Origin of the sequence: Azospirillum soli (assembly GCF_017876165.1) — a bacterium.
GTDB lineage: Bacteria > Pseudomonadota > Alphaproteobacteria > Azospirillales > Azospirillaceae > Azospirillum > Azospirillum soli.
In genome coordinates this window covers 171,264-189,163 of record NZ_JAGINQ010000006.1, presented here as the reverse complement: position 1 = coordinate 189,163, position 17,900 = coordinate 171,264, and the positions used below count along the sequence as shown (strand labels likewise).

The 17,900-nt window shown below is 69.2% G+C and carries 16 protein-coding genes and 1 riboswitch; of the genes, 8 read left to right on the top strand and 8 right to left on the bottom strand.

Going from position 1 to position 17,900, the window contains the following annotated elements:
* Window positions 1–15 precede the first annotated feature (15 nt).
* On the top strand, window positions 16–771 hold the full coding sequence (locus J2852_RS12060) for a cobalt-precorrin-6A reductase (protein WP_209875640.1): 756 nt from the start codon (window positions 16–18) through the stop codon (window positions 769–771).
* On the opposite strand, the gene cobJ is transcribed toward J2852_RS12060, so the two are convergent.
* From cobJ to J2852_RS12020, 8 genes are all read right to left on the bottom strand, one after another.
* Window positions 753–1,520 (bottom strand): precorrin-3B C(17)-methyltransferase, encoded by a 768-nt coding sequence (gene cobJ, locus J2852_RS12055; RefSeq protein WP_209875638.1) that lies wholly within the window; start codon window positions 1,518–1,520, stop codon window positions 753–755. The genes J2852_RS12060 and cobJ overlap by 19 nt on opposite strands.
* Window positions 1,517–2,257: a precorrin-2 C(20)-methyltransferase gene (locus J2852_RS12050; protein WP_209875636.1), complete on the bottom strand. Its 741-nt coding sequence runs from the start codon at window positions 2,255–2,257 to the stop codon at window positions 1,517–1,519. Before J2852_RS12050 ends, cobJ begins: the two co-directional genes overlap by 4 nt.
* A complete protein-coding gene (locus tag J2852_RS12045) occupies window positions 2,254–2,892 on the bottom strand; it encodes a precorrin-8X methylmutase (RefSeq protein ID WP_209875634.1) in 639 nt (212 codons plus the stop codon). Before J2852_RS12045 ends, J2852_RS12050 begins: the two co-directional genes overlap by 4 nt.
* Window positions 2,885–4,198 carry a precorrin-3B synthase gene (gene cobG / locus J2852_RS12040; RefSeq protein ID WP_209875632.1) on the bottom strand — a complete coding sequence of 438 codons (1,314 nt, stop codon included), beginning with the start codon at window positions 4,196–4,198 and terminating at the stop codon, window positions 2,885–2,887. Before cobG ends, J2852_RS12045 begins: the two co-directional genes overlap by 8 nt.
* A complete protein-coding gene (cobN, locus tag J2852_RS12035) occupies window positions 4,195–7,581 on the bottom strand; it encodes a cobaltochelatase subunit CobN (RefSeq protein WP_209875630.1) in 3,387 nt (1,128 codons plus the stop codon). The genes cobG and cobN overlap by 4 nt, the downstream gene beginning before the upstream one ends.
* A 141-nt stretch (window positions 7,582–7,722) precedes the next feature.
* Window positions 7,723–8,763: a cobalamin biosynthesis protein CobW gene (cobW, locus tag J2852_RS12030; protein ID WP_209875628.1), complete on the bottom strand. Its 1,041-nt coding sequence runs from the start codon at window positions 8,761–8,763 to the stop codon at window positions 7,723–7,725.
* Window positions 8,764–8,801: 38 nt separating this feature from the next.
* Window positions 8,802–9,503, bottom strand: coding sequence for a CbtA family protein (locus J2852_RS12025; RefSeq protein ID WP_209875626.1), 702 nt, complete (start codon window positions 9,501–9,503; stop codon window positions 8,802–8,804).
* Between the two features lie 9 nt (window positions 9,504–9,512).
* Window positions 9,513–9,689 carry a CbtB domain-containing protein gene (locus tag J2852_RS12020; RefSeq protein ID WP_209875625.1) on the bottom strand — a complete coding sequence of 59 codons (177 nt, stop codon included), beginning with the start codon at window positions 9,687–9,689 and terminating at the stop codon, window positions 9,513–9,515.
* Between the two features lie 38 nt (window positions 9,690–9,727).
* Window positions 9,728–9,944: riboswitch (cobalamin riboswitch) on the bottom strand.
* Between the two features lie 278 nt (window positions 9,945–10,222).
* On the opposite strand from J2852_RS12020, the gene J2852_RS12015 reads away from it, so the two are divergent.
* The 7 genes from J2852_RS12015 (at window position 10,223) to J2852_RS11985 (ending at window position 17,864) form a co-directional block, all read left to right on the top strand.
* Entirely contained in the window at window positions 10,223–10,996 is a 774-nt protein-coding gene (locus tag J2852_RS12015) for an ABC transporter ATP-binding protein (protein ID WP_209875623.1), read from the top strand.
* On the top strand, window positions 10,989–11,711 hold the full coding sequence (locus J2852_RS12010; RefSeq protein WP_246499529.1) for an ABC transporter ATP-binding protein: 723 nt from the start codon (window positions 10,989–10,991) through the stop codon (window positions 11,709–11,711). The genes J2852_RS12015 and J2852_RS12010 overlap by 8 nt, the downstream gene beginning before the upstream one ends.
* Before the next feature lie 51 nt (window positions 11,712–11,762).
* Window positions 11,763–12,965: an ABC transporter substrate-binding protein gene (locus J2852_RS12005; protein ID WP_209875622.1), complete on the top strand. Its 1,203-nt coding sequence runs from the start codon at window positions 11,763–11,765 to the stop codon at window positions 12,963–12,965.
* A gap of 158 nt (window positions 12,966–13,123) precedes the next feature.
* Window positions 13,124–14,011, top strand: a complete 888-nt coding sequence (locus J2852_RS12000) for a branched-chain amino acid ABC transporter permease (RefSeq protein WP_209875621.1) — start codon at window positions 13,124–13,126, stop codon at window positions 14,009–14,011.
* A 24-nt stretch (window positions 14,012–14,035) separates the two neighbouring features.
* On the top strand, window positions 14,036–14,995 hold the full coding sequence (locus J2852_RS11995) for a branched-chain amino acid ABC transporter permease (protein ID WP_425514372.1): 960 nt from the start codon (window positions 14,036–14,038) through the stop codon (window positions 14,993–14,995).
* 103 nt (window positions 14,996–15,098) lie between these two features.
* Window positions 15,099–17,051 (top strand): acetoacetate--CoA ligase, encoded by a 1,953-nt coding sequence (locus tag J2852_RS11990; RefSeq protein ID WP_209875619.1) that lies wholly within the window; start codon window positions 15,099–15,101, stop codon window positions 17,049–17,051.
* Between the two features lie 27 nt (window positions 17,052–17,078).
* The gene (locus J2852_RS11985; protein ID WP_209875618.1) at window positions 17,079–17,864 is read left to right on the top strand and encodes a 3-hydroxybutyrate dehydrogenase; all 786 of its coding nucleotides are present in this window, start codon (window positions 17,079–17,081) and stop codon (window positions 17,862–17,864) included.
* The last annotated feature ends 36 nt before the right edge of the window (window positions 17,865–17,900 follow it).

Below are 17,900 nucleotides of genomic sequence, written 5' to 3'. Positions count from 1 at the left end.
GCGGAGAGGGACAGGATGAAGGCGCTGATTCTCGGCGGCACGACGGAGGCCGCAGCGCTCGCGCGTCTGCTCAACGGACATGCGGTGATCGAGGCCACCGTCTCGCTGGCCGGGCGCACCAAGCAGCCGGTGCTGCCGCCCCTGCCGACGCGCATCGGCGGCTTCGGTGGCGTGGACGGCCTTGCCGCGCATCTTGTCGAGAACGGCATCCAAGCGGTGGTGGACGCCACGCATCCCTTCGCCGACCAGATCTCCGCCAACGCGGCGGCGGCCTGCCGCAAGACGGGCATTCCCCTGCTGGTGCTGACCCGCAAGCCCTGGCTGCCGGGTGAGGGTGACCGCTGGATCGGCGTGCCGGATATGGACGCCGCCGCCGAGGCCCTGCGTCCGCTGGGCGAGCACGTCTTTTTGACCATTGGCCGGCAGGAGGTGGCGGTGTTCGAAGCCACACCCGACAAGACCTACCTGATCCGCGCGGTCGATCCGCCGGAGCCCATGCCCAACCTGCCGCGCCACATGCTGATCCTCGACCGGGGTCCCTTCACGTTGGACGGCGAACTGGCCTTGCTGGCCGAACACCGCATCGACGTGATCGTCAGCAAGAACAGCGGCGGCACTGCCACCGAAGCCAAGCTGGAAGCGGCCCGCCGCCGGAGCATCCCCGTGGTGATGGTCGAACGCCCCCCCGGCAACGGCGTGGCCGAGGTGCATGATGCGGGCTCGGCGCTCCGCTGGCTGGAAGGGCTGGCCGGTCACGCCCGCACCCCGTAGCTGCGCGGGGTGTAGACCCAGGGCTGGGCGCCGTCGCGCGGGACAAGGCGAGTGTGCGAGGCGCCGATAATGACGCAGGTCCGCATGTCGGCCTGGGTGGCGTCCACGGCGCCGAGGCTCGTGACGATCAGGTTTTCGTCCGCGCGGCCGACCGCCTGCGCCAGGATCACCGGCGTTTCGGGCGACCGGATGTCGCGCAGCGCGTCGAAGGCGGCGCCCAACTGCCACGGGCGGGCGCGGGAGATGGGGTTGTAGAGCGCGATGACGAAGTCCGCCTCCGCGGCCAGACGCAAGCGCTTCAGCACCACGTCCCAGGGCTTCAGGTTGTCGGACAGGGAGATCGCGCAGAAATCATGCCCCAGCGGAGCCCCTGCCCGCGCGGCAGCGCCCTGCATGGCGGAAATGCCGGGATCGACGCTGAGCGCGACGCGGTGCCAAGCCTGGGGGGCGTTCGGGTCGTCCAGCGCCTCGAACACGGCTGCGGCCATGGCGAAGACGCCGGGGTCGCCGCCCGACACCACCGCGACCTTGCGCCCCTCGGACGCCAGTTGCAGGGCGTGGCGGGCACGGTCCAACTCCACCCGGTTGTCGGAGGGGTGGCGCACCTGCGAACCCGGCGGCACGCGGTCCACATAGGGCTGGTAGCCGATCAGGTCGGTCGCCTCGGCCAGATCGCGCCGGGCCTCGGGCGTCAGCCAGTCCTCGGTGCCCGGCCCCAGGCCGACGACCTTCAACCAGCCGCCACTCATCGCCGTTTCCCTTCACCCGGAATGACGATCTGCGAGAAGTAGGGGGCAACGTCCGGCGCCTCGTTGAAGGGCAGGACGCGCTGGTTTTCCATGCTCGCGCGCTCCACGTACCAGGCGCGGTCGGCGAGGCCGGCGGCGATCACGGCGCGGCGCACCTTGGGCAGGTTCTGGCCCAGCTTCATGATGACGGCGGCGTCGGTGCCGATCAGCGCGCGCAGCAGGGCGTCCTCGCTCAGCGTGCCGGGGATGACCGTCAGCAGGTCGTCGCGCAGCATCAGCGGGCGCGGCAGCAGGGAGGCGCTGCACATCATCGACGTGACGCCCGGCACCACCTCGGTCGGGAAGCGCTGCGACAGCCGCAGGAACAGATGCATGAAGGAGCCGTAGAAGAAGGCATCCCCCTCGTTCAGCGCGGCGACCGAACGCCCGGCGGCCAGATGTTCGGCCAGCCGTTCGGCGGACTCGTCGAAGAAATTCTCGATCTGCCGGCCGTAGTCCGGGTGGTCGGGCGGCAGTTCCACCGTCACCGGGTAGACCAGCGGCAGTTCGATGTGTTCCGCCGTGATGCAGTCCGACGCGATGCGCCGGGCGTGGCCGGAGGTGCCGCGCTTGCAGAAATAGGCCACGACCGGGCAGGAACGGATGGTGCGGATGGCGCGCACCGTCATCAGGTCCGGGTCGCCGGGGCCGACGCTGACGCCGTACAAGCGTCCAAGTGCTTGAGGTTCGGTGCTCATTCGACGTCGCTCGCCAGGGCGTTGACCGCCGCCGCCGCCATGGCGCTGCCGCCACGCCGGCCACGGATGGCCAAGAAGGGAATGCCGTAGGAATGCTCGGCCAGCGCGTCCTTGCTCTCGGCGGCACCCACGAAGCCCACGGGGAAGCCCAGGATCGCCGCCGGCTTGGGCGCGCCGTCGCGGATCATCTCCAGCAGCTTGAACAGCGCGGTCGGGGCGTTTCCGACGGCGACCACGGAGCCTTCCAGTTTGGGGCGCCACAGTTCCAGCGCGGCGGCGGAGCGGGTGTTGTCCACCTGTTTGGCGAGGTCCGGCACCGCCGGGTCGCGTAGCGTGCAGATGACGGCGTTGTCGGCCGGCAGGCGCGCCCGCGTGATGCCGTGCGCGACCATCTCGCTGTCGCAGAGGATCGGAGCGCCAGCGCGCAGAGCCTTGCGGGCGGCGGTGCCCACGTCGGGGGAGAACATCAGGTCTTTCGCCGCGTCCACCATGCCGCAGGCGTGGATGATGCGCACCGCGACCGGCTTCAGATCGTCGGGCAGGGCCGACAGGTCGGCCTCCGCCCGGATGGTGGCAAAGGACTGCCGGTAGATGGCCGCTCCATCGCGGATGTAGTCGTAAAGCGGCTCAGACACGGGACAACTCCTCAACAGAAAGACCGGCAACAGCGTCCACCGCCTCGTCCGGCGTCAGGCCGGACCGCCATGGCGCGGCACCGGGGGCGGCGTTCAGCGCGACATCGTAGACGCCCTCGCGCGCGGTCAGCGTGACATCCGCCGCGCCGGGATGCGCGCAGCCCTTGGCGCAGCCGGAGACATGCACCATCCGGACCCGTCGCAGCAACCCCGGCGCGCGCTCTGCGATGGCGAGGCCGTCGGCGTGGGTGTCGGTGGTGCCCACGTCGCAGCCGGTGACGCCGCTGCACGCGGTGACCTTCAGGCGCACGTCATCGCGGTCGAGGATGCCGCCGAGGGATTTGGCGGTTGCGGCCGCATCCTCTCCTGCGCCGGCCAGCAGCAGGGCGCGCCAGGGGGTGATGCGGATTTCATGGGTGAGATTGGCGAGCGCCTCCAGCCGGTCGCAGTCCAGCCGCCCGAAGGGGAAAGCGACGCCGAGCCACGATGCTTGCACGCCAAAAAACTCTCTCCCCTGCCTAGCGGGGGAGGGAAGGGAGCCATGCGAAGCATGGGAAGGGTGGGGGCAATGCGCACCGACCCGCTCCCGAATGGCTTCCACTCCCACCGTCTTCACCAACCCCGCCATCCGCCGGGGCGGCTCCACCAGCGTCTCGCGCAGGCCCAAAAACGCCCGCGCGACCGCCACCGCGACCTCGACCAGTTCCTCCGGCCGACAAGACCCCAGCACCGCCGCACCCTCCAGCGTCCCACCCAGCCCCACGCGGAAGCGCGGGCCGTCCTCCGTCATCACCGCGTCAAAGCGCACGTCCGTGCTGCTGTCGAACAGCGGAGCCCGCCCGCCGCCGTCCACCAGCCAGCCGAACTTGGGCGGCAGCTGATGCAACTCCCTGTCGCTCGCCAGCCGGGCGTCCAGTGCCAGCGCGTGCGGCCGCACGTCCAGCACGGCCTCGGCGTCCAGCCCCGCCGTGGGGGAGGTCATCACGTTGCGCACCGCCTCGCTCTCCGCGTCGGCGGAAATATAGCCGAGCGGGCGCAGCTCCTCGATCAGGGCGGCCATGTCCTCCGGCCGCACGCCGCGCAGTTGAAGGTTCCCCCGGTGGCTGAGGTCGATCAGGCCGTTGCCGTAGCGCCGCCCCAGCTCCGAGATCCGCTTGGCCGAAGCCGCCGGCAGCACCCCGGCCGGGACGCGCACGCGGACCAGCAGACCGTCGCCAACCTCCATGGGGGCTAGCACGCCGGGGCACATGCCGCGACGGCGCGGGGCGTTCCTGGTCACGGCTGCGGTGATGGTTTGGGTCGTCATGCGACCATCTCCTTGCGGCGGCGGATCTCGTCGCCGGTGGCGTTGCGGCGGGGGTGCCAGAGGCCGCGTTCCTGGGCTTCGGACAGGCGGTTCAGGATGTGCCGGGCGGCGGCTGGGTTGGATTGCACCAGGAAGTCCCACACCGCCGCGTCCTCGACATAGGCGTCGAACAGCTGGTCGAAGTGGTGCGGGCGCACCGCCGCCGTGGTGGCGGCGAAGGCGAACAGCGTGTCCACGCTGGCGGCCAGTTCGGCGGCACCGCGATAGCCGTGCCGCATCATGCCCGCGATCCAGCGCGGGTTGGCGGCCCGGCCGCGCAGCACGCGGGCGATTTCCTCCGACAGGGTGCGGACGGCCAGCCGGTCCGGTTCGGAACTGTCGAGGTGATAGAGCGACGGGTCGTTGTCGGCCAGCGCGGCGGCGGCGGAGAAGCCGCCCTCGTACTGCATGAAGCCGTCCGTGGAGAGCACGTCATGCTCCCGCTGGTCCTGGTGGTGGACGAGGGCGTCGGCATCGCCCACGCGGCGGCGGAACAGGGCGGGAAGGGGAATGCCCTCCAGATCCTTGCCGTAGGCGTGGCAGCTGCCCTCCAGATAGGCGGCGCCGAAGTCGGCGCGCGCCGTCCAGTCGCCGCGCGCCACCATGCCGGAAATGGCCGTGCCGTAGACGCCCGGCGCCGATCCGAAGACGCGGGCGCTGGCCCAGCGGCCGGCATCCTTCGCCGGGGTGCCGCCGGCTTCCAGCGCGGCGCGGTCGGCGCGGAAGGCGGCGGCGGGCGGGTTGGTGTCCTCCGGCTCGTCCTCGGCCATGACGGCGCGGACGGCTTGATCGAACAGGGCGATCTGCTGCGGGAACACGTCGCGGAACAGGCCGGAGATGCGCAGCGTCACGTCCACGCGCGGGCGGCCCAGCACGCCGGCCGGCATCACCTCGAACCCGGTGACGCGGCCCGAGCCGTTCTCCCACAGCGGGCGCACGCCCAGCAGGGCCATGGCCTGGGCCAGCTCGTCGCCGCCGGTGCGCATGGTCGGCGTGCCCCAGCAGTCCACGACCAGCCGCTTCGGCCAGTCGCCATGGTCTTGCAGATAGCGGGTGATGAGCGCGTCCGCCGCCTGCCAGCCCAGCGTCCAGGCGGTAGGCGTCGGCACCCCGCGCGGGTCGAGCGCGTAGAGGTTCCGCCCGGTCGGCAGCGTGTCCGCCCGCCCGCGCGCCGGGGAGCCGCCGGGGCCGGGCTTCACGAACCGGCCGTCCAGACCGGCCAGCAGTGCCGCCATCTCGGCCTCGCCGCAGGCGTCCAGCGTAGCGGACACCTCCTCGGCCCTGGCATGCCGGGCGACGGCGGCCAGCAGGCGGGCGCGGCGTTCCGGCTCCGGCGTGGTGCCGAAGACGTGCAGCCCGTCGCGGATCTGCATTTCCTTGATGTCGCAGAGATGCGCGTCGAGGCGCCCGAGAATCGTGTCCGGGTCGTCGTCCGGGCGCAGGTTGCAGTCGGCGGCCACGCCCGACCGCCACGCCAGATCGAGGATCGTCTCGCGCAGCGCGCCGAGCCGGCGCGGGTCCAGGCCGGTCGCTTGGCTGTACTCGTCGATGGCCTGTTCGAGGCCGGCGAGGTCGCCGTGCAGCCCGGCCTCGACCGGCGGCGGCGTCAGGTGGCCGATCAGCACGGCGCCAAGGCGGCGGCGGGCCTGCACGCCCTCGCCGGGGTTGTTGACGATGAAGGGGTAAAGGCAGGGCAGGGGACCGGCGACGATCTCCGGCCAGCAATCCCTGGACAGGGCCACCGCCTTGCCCGGCAGCCATTCCAGCGTGCCGTGCGCGCCCACCTGCACCAGCGCCTGGACGCCAGCGACCTGCCGCAGCCAGAGGTGGAAGGCGACATAGCCGTGGCTGGGCGGGGTTTCCGGATCGTGGTGCTGCGCGGTGGTCAGCGGGCCGTGCCCCCGGCTGGGCTGCACGGCGACGACCGCGTTGCCGCAGGTCAGAACGCGGAAGCGGAAAGCGCCGTCGCTGAACAGCGGGTCGGAGGCGTCCGCACCCCAGGTCGCGGCGATGCGCTCGCGGGCGTCGGCAGGGGCAAGCCTGCGGTAATCGTCCAGGCTCAGGCTGACAGTCGCCTTGCCAGCCAGGGCGGTCATCAGCGCGGCGGAATCGGCGGGGATGCCGTCCACGGCGTAGCCTTCGGCCCGCAGGCGATTCAGCACGCCGACGACGCTGGCGGGCGTGTCGAGGCCGACCGCGTGGCCGATCCCGCCGCCCGGCCCCGGATAGTCGGACAGCACCAGCGCCAACCGACGCTCGGCGCGCGGGGGGGCGCCCAGACGCACCCAGGCCGCCGCAAGGTCGGCGGCGAAGGCAACGCGGTCGGGGATCGGGCGGATCAGGGTGGGGGCGAATTCCAGATCCGGGTCGACGGCGCTCTCGGACTTGAAGGCGATGGCGCGGGTCAGGATGCGGCCGTCCATCTCCGGCAGCACCACGTTCATAGCAAGGTCGGACGGCCCGAGGCCGCGCGCCGAGGTCCGCCAGCCGTCCTCCGGCGTGGTGGACAGGATGACCTGCAACACCGGCGTGCCGTTGGCCTCCAGTGGCGAGCCGTCCTCGCGCGCCGCCGAAAAGCCGGTGGCGTTCAGCACCACGGCGGCGTTCCGCGCGGTCAGGGTGGCGCGCATCCACGTGGCGCAGTCCGGCTCCTTCAGGCTCGCGACGAACAGGGGCAGGGGAGACAGGCCGCGTTCGGCCAGCGCGTCGCACAAGGCGTGCACGGGGGCGAGATCGCCGGCCAGCAGGTGCGAGCGATAGAAGACCACCGGGGCGTTCGGCCCCTCGGCCGTGCCTTGCCAGCCCTCATAAACGCCGAAGCGTGGGACGGGGGCGGGTTCGCTCCACGGGCGCTCGTGCCCGGCCAGCGTCGCGGCGTAGGCCAGGAGGTTGCCCGTGTTGTCCGGGCCGCCCTCGGTGAAGTAGCGCCACAGACGTTGCGCGGCGTCAGAGGGGACGGTGCCGTAGCCGTCGAGGCTAGGGTTTGGCTGGGCGTCGCCCGGCAGCACCGCGAGTGCCACGCCGGATTCGCGGCAGGCAGCGGCCACATGGTCGAGGCCGTAGCGCCAATAGCTGGCACCGCCCAGCAGGCGCAGCACGACCAGCTTCGCCTTGCGCACCACCGCATCGACGTGGAGGTCCACCGACAGCGGGTGCCCCAGCCGCGCGAGGTTCGCCAACCGGAGGGAGGGCAGATGGTCGCGCTCCCGCGTCCAGGCGGAGGCCAGCGCCGTCAGATCGCTGTCGGAGAAGGACAGCACCACCATGTCCGCCGGCGACTGCCCCAAATCCACGGCCTGGGGGCCGGCGTCGAGATCTTCCTGGCGGGCGGCGAGCAGATGCATGGGAACGGAACTTTGTGTGTTGTTCCCTCTCCCCTCCGGGGAGAGGGTTAGGGTGAGGGGGAAACGTCGGCGCCGCCGAGCCTTTCCGGCCTGACGGCCGCCCCCTCATCCCAACCCTTCTCCCCAGAGGGCAGAAGGGATTTAGCCCAGCGCCGCCGTGACGGCGTCCCGGTCCAGGCCCGTCTCGCCGATCACCACGAGGCGGCTGCGGCGGGGCTCGTCGGGCTTCCACAGGCGGTCGAAGTGGGACTGCACGCGCACGCCCACCCCTTGCACCAACAGGCGCATCGGCTTGCCCGGCACGTCGATGAAGCCCTTCAGGCGCAGAACGCCGTGGGCCGCCGCGACCTGCTCCAGCCGCTTGACCAGCGCGGCGGGATCGGGCTGCGGGGCGAGGTCCACGACGAAGCTGGTGAAGTCGTCGTGGTCGTGGCCTTCTTCCTCGTCGTGGTGGGAGGGGCGGTTGGCGAGGTCGTCCTCGACCGCAGCGCCAATGCCCAGCAGCACCAGCGGATCCACATGGCCGTTGGAGGCCCGGAGGATCTTCGCGTCGCGGGACAGCGCGCCCCGGATGATGTCCTCGACCTTCGCCAATGCCGTCGCGTCCACCAGATCGGTCTTGTTGACGACGATCAGGTCGGCGCAGAGCAACTGGTCCTCGAACACCTCCTCGACGGGGGTTTCGTGATCCAGCTGACCGGCTTCGGCGGCCTGCGCGGCGAGTGCGGCCGGGTCGGGGGCGAAGCGGCCCTCGGATGCTGCCGCCGCGTCCACCACGGCGACGACGCCGTCCACGGTCACCCGCGTTTTGATCGCCGGCCAGTGAAAGGCCTGGACCAGCGGCTTCGGCAGGGCGAGGCCGCTCGTCTCGATGATGATGTGCTCAGGCGGCTGGGGCCTTGCCAGCAGCTTTTCGATGGCCGGGACGAAGTCGTCGGCGACCGTGCAGCACAGGCAGCCGTTCGCCAGTTCGATGACGTCGTCCTCGGCGCAGGTCGGATCGCCGCAGGCCCGCAGGATCTCGCCGTCGATCCCGACGTCGCCGAACTCGTTGATGATGAGCGCCAGCCGCCGCCCCGCGGCCTGCTCAAGCAGGCTGCGGATCAGCGTCGTCTTGCCGGCCCCGAGGAAGCCGGTGATGACGGTGGCTGGGGTTTTCGAAACAGTCGGGCCGGTCTTCATCGGCCGTCTCCTAACAAGAAAAGATTCAGCGGCGAGATTCAGCGGCGAGGCTCGACGACCCGCTGCATCAGGGCACCGCAGGCGCTGCCGAGTGCGGCCCAGAACAGGGCGGCCACACCGATGGACAGGGCGGCGAAGCGCGCGGCCAACTCCGGCGGGACGACGCCTTCCGGGCTTTCCGGATGCGGTGCGCCGATGACATGCGGCAGGGCCGCCAGCACGACGCCGGCCGCGACGACGAAGCGGTTCTTGGCGAAGGCCAGGGCCAGCAGCCCGCCCGCGGCACAGAGCGCCGCCGCGATCCACCACGCCTGACGCGCCTCCAGACCGGCACCGCCCATGCCCGGAAGCTCGGGCGGGAGGCCGGCGGCCGGGGCGAGCGCGAAGGCGACGAAGCCGCCGATGCCCCACACCAGTCCGCGACGCGCGTCCACCGGTGCGCCCACGAGCAGCATGACGCCGGCCAGCAGCAGCCCGTAGGCGACCCCGACCAAGATGTTGGTGACCACGGTCAAACCGACTCGCTGGAACGCCTCGTCATCCGCAGCGGCAGCCGGTGCGGCGTGCTGGTGCGCTGGGGCCGCCTGCCCGTGGGCATGAACCGACGCATCGCCGGACTCATAGGTCTCGGCGGCGAGAATCAGCGGAACGGTCGTGACCTGCTGAACGACGGACGCGGCCGTGCCGGAGAGCACGCCCGCGACCACAGCGGCTAGAAACAGCCGCCGGAACAGCGCCATGGAAATGGCTCAGTGGCAGGGGAAAGCGAAGGAATGACGGCCGTCGTGGGCGGCGTCGTGGATCGCCTGCGGCTGCGCGAAGGCCACGCCGAACAGGATGAAGGAGCCCAGCAGCATCGCGCCGAAGGCGGCGACAACAGTCTGGAGCGACGAGGCCGACGACGAACGGACGGCGTTGTTCAGCATGATAATGGTTCCCTTCTCCGCCACACCCGGCGGTCTGGAATTGCGTTTGTCCGACGGCAGGTTTCCTGGCTCGCGGGTCGCTGTTCCCTTGCCACCTTCCCGGCCCATTGGGAGCCAGTGGCGCTTTGGCAAGGAAACTCGCCGCATACAGTTGCGGGGGCAGCCGCGGCCTTGGACCCCATCCGGATCCGCACCGCATTCCCTATTATCCCCTGGCCTTTCGGCGGCGGGGCACCAATCGGACGCGCAGAATTGCAGGGTGCCCAGCTTTTGGCAAGCGGATATGCGTGCACGTCGGGTGTCGGGCGGGGTGTCGGGCGATGTGTCGGGGTGTCGTGACAGGCTGTCCGGAAACCTGACGCCCCCGGCGCTTGGCCGACGGTGATGCCGGGATGCCGAAAGTCAGGGAAACCAACACTGTTGGCGATCCGGCCCGACTTGGCACGCCGCGTGCTTGTGTATGCCGCAGCAACGTCCCGCACCCGGCTGTGGCCGGAGGACAAAAGGACGACAGGGAGGGTTGGAAGACAGCGATGAGCGAGGACATCATTCTCGAAGCGCGTGGACTCTCGAAGGAGTTCAAGGGCTTCATCGCGGTGAAGGAGGTGAACCTCCAGGTCCGCCGCGGCACCATCCACGCGCTGATCGGCCCGAACGGGGCCGGCAAGAGCACGGTGTTCAACCTGCTCACCAAGTTCCTGACGCCGACGCGCGGGCAGATCCTCTACAAGGGCCGCGACATCACCGGCATGAAGCCCGCCGACGTGGCCCTGCTCGGCATGGTGCGCTCGTTCCAGATCTCGGCCGTCTTCCCACACCTCAGCGTGCTGGAGAACGTCCGCGTGGCGCTGCAGCGGCCGCGCGGCACCAGCTTCCACTTCTGGAAGCCGGAGGCCAGCCTGTACGACCTGCACGACCGCGCCCTGGAGCTGATCGAGGCGGTCAACCTCACCCCCTGGGCCAACCACACCGCCGCCGAGCTGCCCTATGGGCGCAAGCGCGCGCTGGAGATCGCCACCACGCTGGCCCTCGACCCGGAGGTCATGCTGCTCGACGAGCCGCTGGCCGGCATGGGCCACGAGGACATCGAGGGCACCGCCGCGCTGATCAAGCGCGTCTCGGCCAACCGCACCATCCTGATGGTCGAGCACAACCTCTCGGTCGTCGCCCACCTGTCCGACACCATCACCGTGCTGCGCCGCGGCGAGATCCTGGCCGAGGGGCCATACGATGTCGTATCGCGCAACCCCCAGGTGATGGAAGCCTACATGGGTTCGACGACCGCCGGGGAGGTGGGGCATGCCTGATATCCAGAACAGCGGCGCTCCGATGCTGGAGATCAAAAACCTTCAGGCTTTCTACGGCGAGAGCCACGTGCTGCACGGCGTCAATCTGGAGGTGCGCCAGGGCGAGGTGGTGACGCTGCTGGGCCGCAACGGCGCCGGCAAGACCACGACGATGCGCTCGATCATGGGCATCGTCGGCAAGCGCACCGGCTCCATCACGTTCCAGGGCCGCGAGCTGATCGGCATGGCCCAGCACAAGATCCCGCGCCTGGGCATCGGCTATGTCCCGGAGGAGCGCGGCATCTTCTCCAGCCTCAGCGTCGATGAGAACCTCGTGCTGCCGCCGGTGGTGAAGGACGGCGGCATGACGGTGCCGCAGATCTACGAGCTGTTTCCGAACCTCCAGGGGCGCGGCACCACCCAGGGCACGCGGTTGTCCGGTGGCGAGCAGCAGATGCTGGCCATCGCCCGCATCCTGCGCACTGGGGCCACCCTGATCCTGCTCGACGAGCCGACCGAGGGTCTCGCCCCGGTCATCATCGAGCAGATCGGCGTGGCGGTGCGCAAGCTGAAGCAGCGCGGCTTCACCATCGTGCTCGTCGAACAAAATTTCCGCTTCGCCTCGACGATTGCCGACCGGCACTACGTCATGGAAGAGGGACACGTCGTGGACATGATCCACAACGACCAGCTCGCCCAGAACATGGACAAGCTGCACGCCTATCTCGGCGTCTGACCAATCAAGAACAGTCAAGTTCGATACGAGACAAAGATAAGGGAGTTAGAGATGCTCAAGACGTTGCTGTGCGGAACCGCTCTGCTCGCGCTCACCGCTGGTGCGGCGCACGCGCAGGTTTCCAACAACGTGATCAAGATCGGCGTGATGAACGACCGCTCCGGCATCTACGCCGACTTGGCGGGTGAAGGTTCGGCCATCGCCGCCCGCCTCGCGGCGGAGGAGTTCGGCAACAAGGTCGCCGGCACGCCGATCGAAATCGTCGTCGCCGACCACCAGAACAAGGCCGACATCGCCGCCAACACGGCGCGTCAGTGGGTGGACACCGAGAATGTGGACGTCGTCGCCGACGTGCCGAACTCGGCCGCAGCACTGGCCGTGCAGGGCATCACCAAGGAAAAGAAGCGCATCTTCCTGATGTCCGGTCCGGGCTCCACCGACCTGACGGGCAAGGCCTGCTCGCCGTACGGCTTCCACTGGACCTACGACAACTACGCCATGGCCGCCGGCACCGCCCGCGCGCTGGTCGAGCAGGGCAAGAAGAGCTGGTACTTCATCACCGCCGACTACGCCTTCGGCCATTCGCTGGAGGATGAGACGACCAAGATGGTCAAGCAGCTGGACGGCAAGGTGGCCGGCAGCGTCCGCCATCCGCTGGGCACCTCGGACTTCTCGTCCTTCCTGCTTCAGGCCCAGGCCTCCAAGGCCGACGTGATCGGCCTCGCCAACGCCGGCGGCGACGCCACCAACGCGGTCAAGCAGGCCGCCGAGTTCGGCATCACCCAGTCGGGCCAGAGCCTCGCCGGCCTGCTGCTGTTCATCTCCGACGTGCACGCGCTGGGTCTCCAGGCGGCGCAGGGGCTGATGCTGACCACCGGCTTCTACTGGGACATGGACGACCAGACCCGCGACTGGACCAAGAAGTTCGAGGCCAAGGCCGGCCGGAAGCCGACCATGGTGCAGGCCGGCGTCTACTCCGCCGTCCGCCACTATCTGAAGGCGGTCGAGGCCGTGGGCTCTGACGATCCGGACAAGGTGGCGGCGAAGATGCGCGAACTGCCGGTGAACGACATGTTCGCCAAGAACGGCAAGATCGCCGCCAACGGCCGCATGTTCCACGACATGTATCTGGCCCAGGTGAAGACCACGGCCGAGTCCAAGGCGCCGTGGGACTATTACAAGATCGTGAAGACGATCCCGGCCGAGCAGGCCTATCTGGACCCGGCGAAGAGCGGCTGTTCGCTGGTGAAGTAATAGCCCCTGCCGCGGGCCCCCACCCTAACCCTCCCCCACCTTCGGCGGGGGAGGGGACTTAAAGCTCCTTCCCCCGTGCGCAGCATGGGGGAAGGTTGGGATGGGGGCCCACCGGCCGGCGCCTCAACAAGAACACAAAGACACAGGGAGGATCGGACATGTTCGAATTGCTGGGGGTGCCGCCCCAGGTCCTGTTCGGGCAATTGCTGCTCGGCCTGATCAACGGCTCGTTCTACGCGCTGCTGAGCCTCGGGCTGGCGGTCATCTTCGGCATGCTGAACGTCATCAACTTCGCCCACGGCGCGCTCTACATGATCGGCGCCTTCGTCGCTTGGTTCCTGCTCAACAAGCTCGGGCTCGGCTACTGGTGGGCGCTGCTGCTGGCCCCGGCCACTGTCGGCCTCGTCGGCGTCATCGTCGAGAAGACGCTGCTCTCCAGGCTTTACAAGCTCGACCACCTCTACGGCCTGCTGCTCACCTTCGGGCTGGCGCTGATCTTCGAGGGCGCCTTCCGCCACCAGTTCGGCGTCTCCGGCCAGCCCTACCCGATCCCCGACGCCCTCAAGGGCGGCCAGAACCTCGGCTTCATGTTCCTGCCCAACTATCGCGGCTGGGTCGTCGCCGCCTCCATCGTCGTCTGCTTCGGCACCTGGTTCGCCATCGAGCGCACCCGGCTCGGCGCTTATCTCCGCGCCGCCACCGAGAACCCGGTGCTGGTCCAGGCCTTCGGCATCAACGTGCCGGTGATGATCACCCTGACCTACGGCTTCGGCGTGGCGCTGGCCGGGCTGGCCGGCGTGCTCGCCGCGCCGATCTACCAGGTGTCGCCGCTGATGGGCTCCAACCTGATCATCGTGGTGTTCGCCGTGGTGGTGATCGGCGGCATGGGCTCGATCCTCGGCGCCATCGTCACCGGGCTGGGGCTGGGGCTGCTGGAGGGCCTGACCAAGGTGTTCTACCCGGAGGCCTCCAACATCGTCGTGTTCGTCGTGATGGCGATCGTCCTTCTCATCAAGCCCGCGGGCCTCTTCGGACGGGAGCGCTGACCCATGACCGCCGAGACGCATAAGATGACCACCGTCGCCGTCCGCCAGACCTCCGAGGACACCACCCGGCGCACCCTGCTGCTCGCCGCCGGGCTGGCGGTCGGGCTGGCGGCGCCCTTCGTGCTGTACCCCGTCTTCGTGATGAAGGTGCTGTGCTTCGCGCTGTTCGCCTGCGCCTTCAACCTGCTGATCGGCTTCGCCGGCCTTTTGTCCTTCGGGCACGCCGCCTTCTTCGGCGGGGCGGCCTACATCACCGCCCACGCGGCCAAGGTGTGGGGGCTGCCGCCGGAGCTGAGCATCCTGCTGGGGGCGGGCTTCTCCGCCGTGCTCGGGCTGGCGTTTGGGGCGCTGGCGATCCGCCGCCAGGGCATCTACTTCGCGATGATCACGCTGGCGCTGGCCCAGATGGTGTTCTTCCTGGCCTTGCAGCTGAAGTTCACCGGCGGCGAGGACGGCATCCAGGGCGTGCCGCGCGGCCAGCTGTTCGGGCTGTTCGACCTGAACCAGCCGCTGGTCATGTACTACTTCGTGCTGGCGATCTTCCTGTTCGGCTTCGCGCTGATCTGGCGCACGGTGCACTCGCCGTTCGGGCAGGTGCTGAAGGCGATCCGCGAGAACGAGCCGCGGGCGATCTCGCTGGGCTACCGGACGGAGCGCTACAAGCTGCTGGCCTTCGTGCTGTCGGCGAGCCTGGCCGGTCTGGCCGGCGGGACCAAGGCGCTGGTCTTCCAGCTGGCCTCGCTGACCGACGTGCAGTGGCAGATGTCGGGCGAGGTGGTGCTGATGACGCTGCTGGGCGGCATGGGCACGCTGTTCGGCCCGGTGGTCGGGGCGGCGCTGGTGGTCACGCTGGAGAGCTATCTGGCCGGCACCAACCTGCCGGTCCCGGTGGTCATCGGCGCCATCTTCGTCGTCTGCGTCCTGCTCTTCCGCCGCGGCATCGTCGGCGAGTTGCAGGCGTTCCTGGCTCGCCGGAAATCCTGAACCCGGCAGCGGTGTTTATAGTCCGAGCGATTCCTCCCTGGAGGGGGTGTCAAAGCCCCCTTCCTTTTGGGACGCCAAAGAATAAAGAATTGGGAGAATGTCCATGGATCAGCCGCTGTGGAGCCCGTCGGAGGAGCACGTCGCCGCCTCCAACCTGACCGCCTTTCGCGAAGCCGCGAACGCCCGCTTCGGCCTGCGCCTGACCGATTACGCCGACCTGTACAACTGGTCCATCGCGGGGAAGGAGGATTTCTGGCGTTTTCTGTGGGACTGGGCCGGCCTGAAGGGTGATCTCGGCGCCACCGCCCTGGCGGACGGCGACAAGATGCCCGGCGCCCAATGGTTCCCCGACGCCAAGCTGAATTATGCCGAGAACCTGCTGGCCGGCGCCCCGGAAGGCGACGCGGTGGTCTTCTGGGCCGAGGACAAAGTCAAGCGCCGCTGGTCCGGCAGTGACCTGAAGGCCCAGGTGTCCCGCCTGCAACAGGCGCTGAAGGCCATGGGCGTCGGCAAGGGCGACCGCATCGCCGCCGTGATGCCGAACATGCCGGAGACGCTGGCGGCGATGATCGCGACGACCAGCCTCGGCGCCATCTGGTCCTCCTGCTCGCCCGACTTCGGCGTGCAGGGCATCGTCGACCGCTTCGGCCAGATCGAGCCGACCGTCCTCTTCGCCCCCGACGCCTACTGGTACAACGGCAAGTCCCACGACGTCCGCGCCAAGATCGCGGAGGTGTTGAAGGAGCTGCCGACCGTCAAGCGCACGGTCGTCGTGCCGTACGTGAACGAGGAGCCGGACGTCGGCGGCATCCGCGACGGCGTGCGCTACACCGACTTCATCGCGCCCCACGAGCCGGCGGAACTGACCTTCGAGCGGGTGCCCTTCAACCACCCGATGTTCATCCTCTATTCCAGCGGCACCACCGGGAAGCCGAAGTGCATTGTGCACGGCACCGGCGGCACGCTGATCCAGCACGTCAAGGAACACCGGCTGCACTGCGACCTGAACCGCGACGACCGCTTCTTCTACTTCACCACCTGCGGCTGGATGATGTGGAACTGGCTGGTGACGGGGCTGGCCAGCGGCACGACGCTGCTGCTCTACGACGGTTCGCCCTTCGCGCCGACCGGCAACATCCTGTTCGACTACGCCGACGCCGAGCGCATGACCCTGTTCGGCACCTCGGCCAAGTTCATCCAGCAGGTCGAGAAGTCGGGCCTGGAGCCGATCAAGACGCACACGCTCGACACGGTGCGCACGATCACCTCGACCGGTTCGCCGCTGATGCCGGAGAATTTCGAGTTCGTGTACCGCTCCATCAAGGCGGACGTGCATCTGGCCTCCATCTCCGGCGGCACCGACATCGTGTCCTGCTTCGTGCTGGGCAACCCCATCGCCCCGGTGTGGAAGGGCGAGTTGCAGACCGCCGGCCTCGGCATGGCGGTGGAGGCCTTCGACGACAACGGCCACGCGGTGCGCGGCGACAAGGGCGAACTGGTCTGCACGCGCCCGTTCCCGTCGATGCCCGTCGGCTTTTGGGCCGACCCGGACGGCAAGAAGTACCGCAGCGCCTATTTCGAGCGGTTCGAGAACATCTGGACCCACGGCGACTTCATCGAGCAGACCGAGCATGGCGGCTGGGTGATCTACGGCCGCTCCGACGCGGTGCTGAACCCCGGCGGCGTGCGCATCGGCACGGCGGAGATCTACCGGCAGGTCGAACAGCTGCCCGACATCATGGAGGCGGTCTGCATCGGCCAGGAATGGGATAACGACGTGCGCGTCATCCTGTTCGTGGTGCTGCGCGAGGGTTTGACGCTGGACAAGACGCTTGAGGACACCATCCGCAAGCGCATCAAGGACAACTGCTCGCCGCGCCACGTGCCGGCGAAGATCGTCCAGGTCAGCGACATTCCGCGCACGCGCTCGGGCAAGATCACCGAACTGGCGGTCCGCGACGCGGTGCACGGCCGCCCCATCAAGAACACCGAGGCGCTGGCGAACCCGCAGGCCCTCGACCAGTTCCGCGAACGCGGCGAACTGGCCTCGTCATAAGGAACGATGTCCATGAGTCTGAGGGGCATGAGTCTGAAGGGAAAAGTCGCCGTCGTCACCGGTTCCACCAGCGGGATCGGGCTCGGCATCGCGCGCTGCCTGGCCGAAGCCGGCGCGGACATCCTCCTGAACGGGTTCGGCGACGCGGACGAGATCGAGAACATCCGCGTCGGCATCGCGCGGGAGTTCGGCGTGCGCACCGCCTATCACGGAGCCGACCTGTCGAAGCCCGACAAGATCCGCGCCATGATCGCGGAGGCTGACGAGGCGTTCGGCCGGGTGGACGTTCTGGTCAACAACGCCGGCATCCAGCACGTCGCCCCGGTCGAGGAGTTTCCGGCCGAGCGCTGGGACGCGGTGATCGCCATCAACCTGTCGGCGGTTTTCCACGGCATCCACCACGCGCTGCCGGGCATGAAGCGGCGCGGCTGGGGGCGCATCATCAACATCGCCTCGGTGCACGGACAGGTCGCCTCGGTCAACAAGGCCGCCTATGTCGCCGCCAAGCACGGCGTCGTCGGGCTGACCAAGACCGTGGCGCTGGAGACGGCAGGCAGCGGCATCACCTGCAACGCCATCTGCCCCGGCTGGGTGCTGACCCCGCTGGTGCAGAAGCAGATCGACGCGCTGGCCGCCGACAAGGGGCTGACCGACGATCAGGCCCGCGCCGAACTGGTGGGCGCCAAGCAGCCGTCCGGCCAGTTCGTCACGCCGGATCAGCTTGGCGCGCTCGCGGTCTTCCTGTGCTCCGACGCGGCGGGGCAGATGACCGGTTCCAACCTCACCATGGACGGTGGATGGACCGCCCAGTGAGGTGAGGAAGGGAGCGTCGCCCGCCCGGCGCTCCCC